Annotated in this window: 7 protein-coding genes and 2 pseudogenes; 6 read left to right on the top strand and 3 right to left on the bottom strand. The window is 67.4% G+C overall.

Features of this window, described 5'->3' with window-relative positions; translation table 11 throughout:
• Positions 1-279: 279 nt before the first annotated feature.
• Positions 280-609 (top strand): alpha-lytic protease prodomain-containing protein, encoded by a 330-nt coding sequence (locus ACIPEK_RS45710; RefSeq protein WP_402008745.1) that lies wholly within the window; start codon positions 280-282, stop codon positions 607-609.
• On the opposite strand, the gene ACIPEK_RS45715 is transcribed toward ACIPEK_RS45710, so the two are convergent.
• Positions 590-826, bottom strand: a complete 237-nt coding sequence (locus ACIPEK_RS45715; protein ID WP_383081355.1) for a hypothetical protein — start codon at positions 824-826, stop codon at positions 590-592. The two genes, ACIPEK_RS45710 and ACIPEK_RS45715, sit on opposite strands and share 20 nt — an antisense overlap.
• Before the next feature lie 388 nt (positions 827-1,214).
• On the opposite strand from ACIPEK_RS45715, the gene ACIPEK_RS45720 reads away from it, so the two are divergent.
• The 4 genes and pseudogenes from ACIPEK_RS45720 to ACIPEK_RS45735 all read left to right on the top strand — a co-directional run.
• The gene (locus tag ACIPEK_RS45720; protein ID WP_402008747.1) at positions 1,215-1,346 is read left to right on the top strand and encodes a hypothetical protein; all 132 of its coding nucleotides are present in this window, start codon (positions 1,215-1,217) and stop codon (positions 1,344-1,346) included.
• Positions 1,347-1,601: 255 nt separating this feature from the next.
• On the top strand, positions 1,602-1,808 hold the full coding sequence (locus ACIPEK_RS45725) for a DUF5988 family protein (RefSeq protein ID WP_402008749.1): 207 nt from the start codon (positions 1,602-1,604) through the stop codon (positions 1,806-1,808).
• A gap of 1,566 nt (positions 1,809-3,374) precedes the next feature.
• Positions 3,375-4,028, top strand: coding sequence for a peptidoglycan recognition protein (locus ACIPEK_RS45730; RefSeq protein ID WP_402008751.1), 654 nt, complete (start codon positions 3,375-3,377; stop codon positions 4,026-4,028).
• Positions 4,029-4,105: 77 nt separating this feature from the next.
• Positions 4,106-4,463: pseudogene (locus ACIPEK_RS45735) on the top strand (ABC transporter ATP-binding protein); the annotation flags it as partial.
• Positions 4,464-5,109: 646 nt separating this feature from the next.
• On the opposite strand, the gene ACIPEK_RS45740 reads toward ACIPEK_RS45735, so the two are convergent.
• Together ACIPEK_RS45740 and ACIPEK_RS45745 are read right to left on the bottom strand one after the other, a co-directional pair.
• Positions 5,110-6,048 carry a phosphotransferase family protein gene (locus ACIPEK_RS45740; protein WP_402008753.1) on the bottom strand — a complete coding sequence of 313 codons (939 nt, stop codon included), beginning with the start codon at positions 6,046-6,048 and terminating at the stop codon, positions 5,110-5,112.
• A pseudogene (locus tag ACIPEK_RS45745) lies at positions 6,045-6,446 on the bottom strand (transposase); the annotation flags it as partial. The pseudogene ACIPEK_RS45745 and the gene ACIPEK_RS45740, both read right to left, overlap by 4 nt.
• A gap of 499 nt (positions 6,447-6,945) precedes the next feature.
• On the opposite strand from ACIPEK_RS45745, the gene ACIPEK_RS45750 reads away from it, so the two are divergent.
• The gene (locus ACIPEK_RS45750) at positions 6,946-7,554 is read left to right on the top strand and encodes a GPP34 family phosphoprotein (protein ID WP_402008755.1); all 609 of its coding nucleotides are present in this window, start codon (positions 6,946-6,948) and stop codon (positions 7,552-7,554) included.
• Positions 7,555-8,591 lie beyond the last annotated feature (1,037 nt).

An 8,591-nucleotide genomic window follows, 5' to 3' on the forward strand; every position in this document is an offset into this window, starting at 1 on the left:
CGCCGACCAGGCAACGGCCGAACGAACGAACCTGAAACCCCGTCAACCCGCCCTGACCAGCTGATCAGCACCTCCCGCACGCCGGGGGAACCTCAAACCGTCACGTTGCCGAGAAGACCTCAGCGGAACGGCTTCCCGCGTCTGCATCGCGGATTCGAGCGAAGGGCCGTGCGCTTCCTTGCGTTCGCCGGCATCGTCGGCGCTCTGAGCTGATACTGCCGCATCGCCGACCGAGAGCCCCATGAGGGGTGGCCTGACGAAGCCTTGGTTCAATCAGCGGTGGACTCTTCGCTTCACCTCTTCGCCCAGGCCGCTGCGGAATCGGTTCGGAACACAGGTGGGGCGGCGAAGGCCGTCACCAACAGTGCGGCCGCGCTCGACGCCATCCACGCCGAATGGGACCAGCTGTCCGGCATTCCCAACACCTCGTGGGGCGTCGACCCGAGCAGTAACCAGGTGACCGTCGATATCTACGAGGTGCGCCCACCGCCGATTGGGTGCCCCGATCGAAAAAGTCGGCGCTGCCCACGGAGAAGCGGTGCGGTGATCCGCGTCGGCGGTCGATTGCCCTCCCATGCGTGGCAACTGCCTAGTGCAGCCTCCAGGTGAACTTGCCGCCGCCCACCCACCGGACCTCGCCCGGGTCGTCGAGGTCGTGGACCCTGATGCCTGCGGCCCAGGCGGCGTGGAGCACGTCCGTCATCGATGTCGCCGCGCTGACGACCTCCCCGTCGATCTCCACAAGGCGGAAGGGCGGATCACCTGGCTGGACTCTCAGCACGGTGATCCGAGGCGTCAAGATACGAGGGCTCGCACTTTCGGTCATGCGCAGATCCGTTCCACGCCACGGTCGGCAGTATGCCCGGCGGCAGGATAGGTAGCGCAACTCCACATGACATCACCCCGGCGGCCGAGCGAAGGCGGATCCGCCGACAGCAGTCCGCAACCGGGCCCAACCGTGCGCGTCAAGACCCGCTGACTGTTCGCCCGCCACCTGCCCCGGAAGCCAGAGCTTGCCCGCCAGGACGTTGCCGAGGAACGAATCGGTCGGCTTGCGCACTTCCATCCGCAGGGGCGTCACCCGCCCGCCCTGCGAGTGTTCGGCGTCCCTGTCGGCCGCAGCACGGTATTGCAGCTGGTCAACGCGATGCCAGGACTTCAGCCGCCGGCTCGCGGGTCTGCGGCCATCGACGAGTACGCAATGCCCAAGGGCCGTGTCCACGGGACCGTACGTGAAGACCGGTCGACCAGTCGGCCTGCTGCGCGACCGCGAGGCGGCCATCGTCCTAGGCCAGCTGACCAAGCGCCCCGGGATCGAGTTCGTCTGCCGCGCCCGTGCCCAGTAACAGGGCGACGTGGGAGCGCCCAACCGGGCACGGGGTATCCGATCCCGGAGAGCACCGGCACAGAGCGCGTAACGCAGCTCCGCGAGCTCCGCGGGGTTCGGTCCGTCGGTCTCCGTGCCTCCTTGGACAGGGGTCCTGCAACAAGTGATTGCCGGAAATCATGGGCGTTCTGCTGGGATGCCGTCAGGACACACGGCGGCGAGCACTTCGGCGCGTCACGGAGAAGCCGGACCACCGTCAGGGGAAACTTTCGCCATGACCAACGCGATGAAAGCAGTCCTTGAAGGCGGCCCCGACGATCTTCCTGAGCGGATCGTTTCCATCATTACGCCTGGAGTCGACCTCAAAATCCCGTTCCGTGGTGGATACGAGCACTTCAAGGCGACGACACGTCACCAGGAAACCGACGAGGGCCAATTGCCTGTCTACGAATGGTGGGAGCGCACGGAAGTACCAGGGTGAGGGGTGTCCGGAAACTGCCCTGGCGTTCCGTTCTGCCGCGGCATGAGTGATCTCACTGAAGGCTGCCTGGCCGAGCCGGGATGCCATCGCCTGTCCCGGCCTTTCACGGGCAGACCGGCTCCCACAATCGGCGAGTCGACACGCCGCGGAGCGCGCGCTTGCCGTGTCACCGGCAATGTCGTAGCTCACGTACTCGGAGCCGCAGAAGCAGTACGCGCTGCCATCGCGCCACACCACAGCCGCGTCGACATGCGCGGTGAGCCTCCCCGTCACCAGTCACCTCGAATGCCGTGGAGACCGGGTGGAACTCGAAGCCCTGCTCGTGGGCCGAGCCCCCGCGCACTCAAACCGCCGTCTGCTCCTCCCCAGTTCGCTGGCCTCCAGCATGTCATCACGCGACACGCACAGGCTGCCGCGCTCTCGGCAGGGCGTGCCTCCACGCAGCACCGGATTCCTGCACACCCGTCCCGCCGGCTTCCCACGGACTGTTCGACACGCGTTCGGGGGACGTCACTCTCTCATCGCCGTCCCATGGTGCTGCTCCCGGAAGGAGCACCGGACATGCGAGAGCCCCCGCCGACAGGGACAGCAGGGGCTGAAATCAGAGTGCCAGGAGCCCCCCGACAGCGCGCTCGGTTTGCCTGATGTGTCGCCGCACGCGTCGGCGTATGGGTCCGGCGGTCCGTACGGCTGGCGCGAGCGAGCGCCCGAAAGGCCAGCCCGACGGGACTGGTCGGCGGATGCGAGTCAACTAGGTGCTGGGATGCGGGCTGCCGGCAACCGGCAGCCGTCATGCGAAAGGAGCTTGCCCATGGAGCTGACCAGGCAAAACACCCAGGATCGCGAAAAGAAAGTTTTGCGCCTGCAATCGCGCCTGGGGTGCAACCCCGGGTGCACCCCTCCAGACAACGGTGCAGACACCCTTCGGCACAACCCTCACGTGGGCGCCCCGCGGCACGCGCCCAGCAGTCACGGGCTACAGCGGCTGGGGACATCCGCCAGGTGCCGGAGCTCAGCGGCAGAGAGCTCGGCTTCCCGCCGGACCGGCCGGTCGACGTCGAATCCGCAGCCACGGGCGAGTTCGGTCAGGTGCCGGGAAGGTACCCGGTCGGCCCGCTTGGCACGGGTGACTGTGCGTGCCTCGACTCGTCATCGCACACCTCACCCCGATGGCGGAAGCGCTCACCCACACACCCCTGCCGCAGTCGGCAGGAGTGCCGGCACGCTCGCCTGCCTGCACTAACCCGGGGCGCGCAGCGAACCTCCCACCGCGAAGCTGTGGGCATACGCGTTCTCGCCGTCCCCTCGGCGAAAGACAAAGAAGGTTTTCCCGTGCGTCTGTACCGAATGGCACTGTGGGTAGCGGCCCCTGTGGCAGTTCCACTCATGGCGGCACCGCCCGGAGTGACGACGGCCCGTGCCGTCGGCGCTACGACACCGGAAGGCCCCCTTGCCGTATGGCGGGCCGAAGCAGTTCCGGAGTCGGCTGTCGATTCCGCGCTGCCGTTCCCGGCCCTCGGAGCGAGGTCAGTGCCATTCCCCCGTGCGGCGCCTCGGCCCGCCATCGTGTTGCGTACTCAGTGGCGGGCCGACGAGACCAAGCGCGACCCACATGCCCACTACGCGCAAGGGGTGACAGCGGTGTTCATCCATCACACCGACACCCCCAACGGCTACGACTGCGCCAGCGTCCCGCGTACACTGCGCAATCTGTACACGGGCCAGATCCGTGACCAGGGATGGGGAGACCTCGGCTACAACTTCCTCGTCGACAAATGCGGCACCATATACGAAGGCCGCGCCGGCGGTACCGACCGCCCCGTCGTCGGCTCCCATACCCTCGGGTTCAACCAGGGCACCACGGGGATTGCGGCGATCGGCACCTTCGGACGAGGCACTCCCGTGCCGGCAGCCATGGAGCACGCGATCGCAGCCCTCGCCGCCTGGAAGCTCGGCTTGAACGGCATCGAACCCACCAGCAAGGTACGGCTCACGTCCACGAACGACAAGAGCCGCTACACCAAGGGAACTTCCGCCGAATTTGACGCCATCTCCGGCCATCGCGACGGCTATGCGACCAACTGCCCCGGAGAAGCACTGTTCGCGCGGCTCCCCGCAATCCGAAAGATTGCTGCCGGCCTCCAGGGCAGGTCCCCACGAGCACCCTCTGGGGTCGCCCTGCCCGCGGGCTTGCGGAGCCTCCAACAAACCAGTCATTGACGCCCCATCAGGACTGGGTACACCCGGGGCGCAGTCCCCTGACATCGCAGACAACTCGGCCGGGACGAACGAGCCCGGGGCGGCAGCGGCCGGCCATCGCACGGGCACTGGTGGTCGATCCGAAGACGTCGGTCCTCGACGAGGCAGTGGCCGCGCTGGACGTCTCGATCCAAGCGCAGATCCTCCAGCTCCTGGGCGTGATCCGCCGGGACACCGGGGGTGGCCCTGGTCTTCGTCAGCCACGACCTGGCGGTCGTCAACCACATCACGGACGAGGTCTTGGTGATGCGCCGCGGAACGGTGGTGGAGCAAGGACCGACGGCCGGGGTACTGGCCGGTCCGCAAGACCCGTACACCCGGCTGCTGCTGGCCTCGGTGCCACGAGCCGGCTGGGATCCGGCGGATGCGGTCACGGCCCGGGCCGTCATGGCCTGAGCCACTGAACCAGCTCAGCGGATGACGCAGGACTCGTCACTCCCCTCCCCGTCGAATGGGAAGCACCATCTTCACCCGACGCCCGGTACGTCATTCCTTCCCCTCCATTGATCCCGACCGTCCGTCGCGGGCACGGGCACGGGCACGGGCACGACGAACGGATCACGCCGATTGCGAGAGTCCGCAGGTGGGCGGCAGAGATGCGGACACGAGAGGGGGAGGCGACATGCGGCAAGCCGCCCACAACGCGGCTCGTCCAGCGTCACAGCGCTCGCCTCAGTGAGCAGCCCGGCATTCGTCGACCCGGCGCCGGCCAGGTCCTGCCTGACGGCGCGCTCATCCACATCGGTGAACAGCAGAGTGCCTCTTGGGGTTCGCGCACCACCTGTCCACGACTCCCAAGAGGGCACTGCGTTCATGGATGCCTGCCCTCCCGCCGTCGCCCGCCGAGGGGCTTCGGTACCCGCCGCCGCAAAACCGTCTGTTCAGCCACCAAGCCGTAACCCTCCTGCTCAGTACGATCCCCCGAAGCGTCGTATCAACCGGCCCTCACCGCGACATGCAGGGACCGCATGAAAGAGGCGACGAAACTCCGAGCCGAGAACTCCGCTGCCCTTCGCCCGGTCCGCGCAGGAAGCAGATCGAGTCAGACTCCGAAGAGCTCCGCAGCCAAGTCGTCCAGTGTCGCGATGTCTTGCAGCGGGAGAAGCGCCGCTACCGGCTCAAAGACGTCCATAGTGTGATGCTGGGCGACGCCGCGCGCCTGGCGATGCAGGGCGAGACCCATCGCTTGGCGCGCAAAGTCCTTTTCCACCGGCCATTCGCTGGCGTCCAGGAAGGCCTGCAGCAACGTCTTGTCGCAGCGGAAGACATCGCGGTGCACCTGACAGAGTTCATAGTGCCGGTCGGTCACCATGGTGTCGCCCCAGTCGATGATTCCGGTGAATCGGCCTTCGTCAAGGAACGTGTGACGCGCCGTCAAGTCACCGTGCACGACGACGCGGTCGAAAGGCTGGATTCCATTGAGATAGACCTCGACCTGCGCAACCAGATGGGCCGGCAGCGAACTCTGCGCGCAGGCCGCTGTCACGTCGAGCACGGGCAGGTGGAGGTCGCTGACGACGCCTGAAGGGCTGAGACCGTGCACCCGCCGGACCTGACGTCCCAGTTCCCCAGCGATCCCAAGCCGTTGTTCCGCCGTCACCTCAGTGGTTCTCTCCAGAGAGGTCCCGGGCATCCGCGTGGTGATCAAATACGGCCACGAGGCGGCGGGATCACCGAACAGCCGGCCTTCGCCGAGCAGCCTGGGTGCGGCGATGGCGGAGTCGGTGGCCAGCAGATTCTGCGCCGCGCGCTCAGCAGCGTGGGCCCCGCGCCACGAGGGCAGGTGACCGAACAGCTTCACCACGACATCGCCGTAGACGTAAGTGGGAAACGTGCCGCCGGTGCCGGCCACCGTCTCCTGGCCCGGGACGGTCAGACCGTGGCGTTTCGAGATCTCGGCGATGTACGGCTGCCAGAAGCCGAGGTCCTCAAGACGCAGGACGTAGTCACGTGTCGACGCGAAGCGCGGGGGCGTAGTCATCGGACGAGTATTGCGCGCGCAGAAGGGCCTGACAGAGGCGTTGGATGTGTCGGTGGGTGATAAGGCAGGGTGGCTGGGCAGCGGAAGGTTTCGTGGAGCTCGTCGCGTCGTTCCCATCGGATACGTAGTCGGCGGAAGTCAGGGCGGTTGTTCGACGACCCAGCGGTGGACGCCGAGTCCGGAGCCGTGTGGGATGCCTCGGCAGGCGATCACGGGCTTGAGGCCCTGTGCCCGGACCAGGCGCCGGTACTTGGCATGGCCATAACCGCGGTCCCCGAGCGCTGCGTCGGGCCGTCTTCGTGGGCGCTCGACGAGGCCACGGATCGGGGGGACCTTCGCGAGCAAGGGCATCAGCTGGGCGAGTCGTTGCGGTTTCCGCCGGTCAGCGACACCGTGAGCGTCGAGGAAGGTGCCAATCCGCTCAGGGGTCCGGTCCATGACCGGTGAACGCTTCTCGCCGGTCGACAGTGGCACGGCACTTGCCGCTTGGATGACCGGAGTCGGCCTCATGGAGTCCGGCGAGACCGTCGCCCAGGCCCGCTTTCAGGCACGGCCTCTGGAGCTCAGTATCACCGTCTCCACGCACCCTGTACGGGGCGACTATCGACACGAGCGTGAGCATGAGCATCGGGACTCCTGCCGACACTGGCCTCTGCCGGGATATGCGCTCCCCCAGCGGCTCAGGGCCATCAGCGCGGGATGCAGCTGCCGTCCGTGCTCCGTAAGCTGGTGGACGGCGTCGGGGCGGCCGAACTTCACGTCCGCCCGCTACACACAGCAAATCCGCGCAGCGATCGCGGTGGGCCATCGACAGCCGACCTTGACGTCCGGCGTCACGCCGGGCGCCGGACCAGCTGCTCAGCGACGCTACTGATGCCCCCTGACACGGAGCCATTCATGACCACACCGCGGGACCTGTTGATCGCCGCCATGGACATGGCGGCCAGTCGGACTCTGGAGCGAGGCGATCTGTCGCTCGCGCTCGCGGGAGCCGAGGTGATCGACCTCCTGAGCGCCCAGGCCGTCAGACTGGACGGCGACCAGATCGTGCCGAGCCACCCGCCGGCAATGGCTGATCGCCTGTTGGATGAGGCCGCGTCGTCGCTCGTCCGACAAGCGTCGTACGAGTCGCTCGAAGACTGGCTGTGGCGCAGAGGCCGCGGCCTGTCCACGGCCTATCTGGATGCCCTTGAGGCGGAAGGACAGCTCACTCGGCAACGCCGCCCGCGCTGGATGCCCTCCCGAGCCGGTCGGATGGTGTTGGTCGATTCACCCGCTCGCCGCGAGGCGGCTGACCGCTGGACATCGAATGAGCCCGTACTCGCCGCCCTTGCAGCGGCCGTCGGAATCCGTGACAAGCCAATTGGCGACTCCCCAAGCGTGGTCGACGACGCGGTGACGACGGTGCTCGCCGCCGTTGATGACGCGTTGAGGGATCTGGGGTTCCAACGGCAACGGCGAGCCCTCGACGAGGCGGCCTTCGACAACATCTGGCGAGGCGAATAACGAAGGCATGAGCGATGCCGCAGACTGCGTGGGGACGGCGCCCGGACATATCGCGTCGGTCGGCGGCACCACCGGCCGGTCCAGCTCATCCGGCACCAGCAGCTGCTTGCCCTCCATGTGCTCGTCGTACTGAAGCACGAGGAGCCGTCTGCAAATTCGGAATCCGGCTGGCCCAGGGGCTGAGTGCTCCGTCCCTGTGTGATCGTGCCGACCAACCTGGCCACATTCTGAGACCGGGGCGTGGATGGGACGGAGTTCCAGCGAAGCCGCGGACGAACTGGCGATTCCCAGCAGAGTCGACGGAGCCGTGACCCACCGTGTTTTCGGGGCCGGCACTCACTCGCTGCTGATCCGCAGGAGACGGCGAGGTCGCCTCCAGGCAGGACACGACTGCCGACAGGACTTTTGTCCCCAATGGGGGAAGGGCCGCTGCAACGCCCTACGACTCCGGCTTCAGGAGTACGGACGGGTCGGCATGGACTGACTCGTGCGAGGGGCTGGCGGGCGCCTCCAGCTCGACTTCCCAGTCCGAATCGAGGAGCCAGCAGGAGGCAGAAGTCCACACCGAGTCCGCGCTACGACACCGCCTGGCGAAGCCCTGCCCGAGGTGATACGTGCTGGCTCCGGTAGACCGAGAACTCACACTGCCGACGGGCCAGCCGTTTGAGCGTCGGTGCCCGCTTCCGAGTGTTGGCCGCCGGGGCACGGACACCGGGAGGCAACAAGGCACCGTGCGGTGCACATTCGACCGCGGGATGGGAAGGGGCGATCGGGGGCCTCAACATACGGCTTGCGCGGGTTCCTGGGCGGCCGGTACGTGGGCGGCGTCTGCCGCGCCGGTGCCACGTCGCGCCGTCCGGGTCGCAGGGGCCTGCCGGAAGGGGATGGCCGTGCACGGTGCGCGGCTGTACCGGCTGGGCTGGCAGCGCCTCGCCGTCCGGCTCTAGTGCCGTAGCAGGGAACGTTTGCCCTGTTGTGATGTGACGCGCCGTTCGGGTGCTGTGCCGGGCGGCGTGTGGCCGTCACTCTGTTGGGGT

It is taken from the genome of Streptomyces sp. NPDC088246, from assembly GCF_044741025.1.
GTDB lineage: Bacteria > Actinomycetota > Actinomycetes > Streptomycetales > Streptomycetaceae > Streptomyces.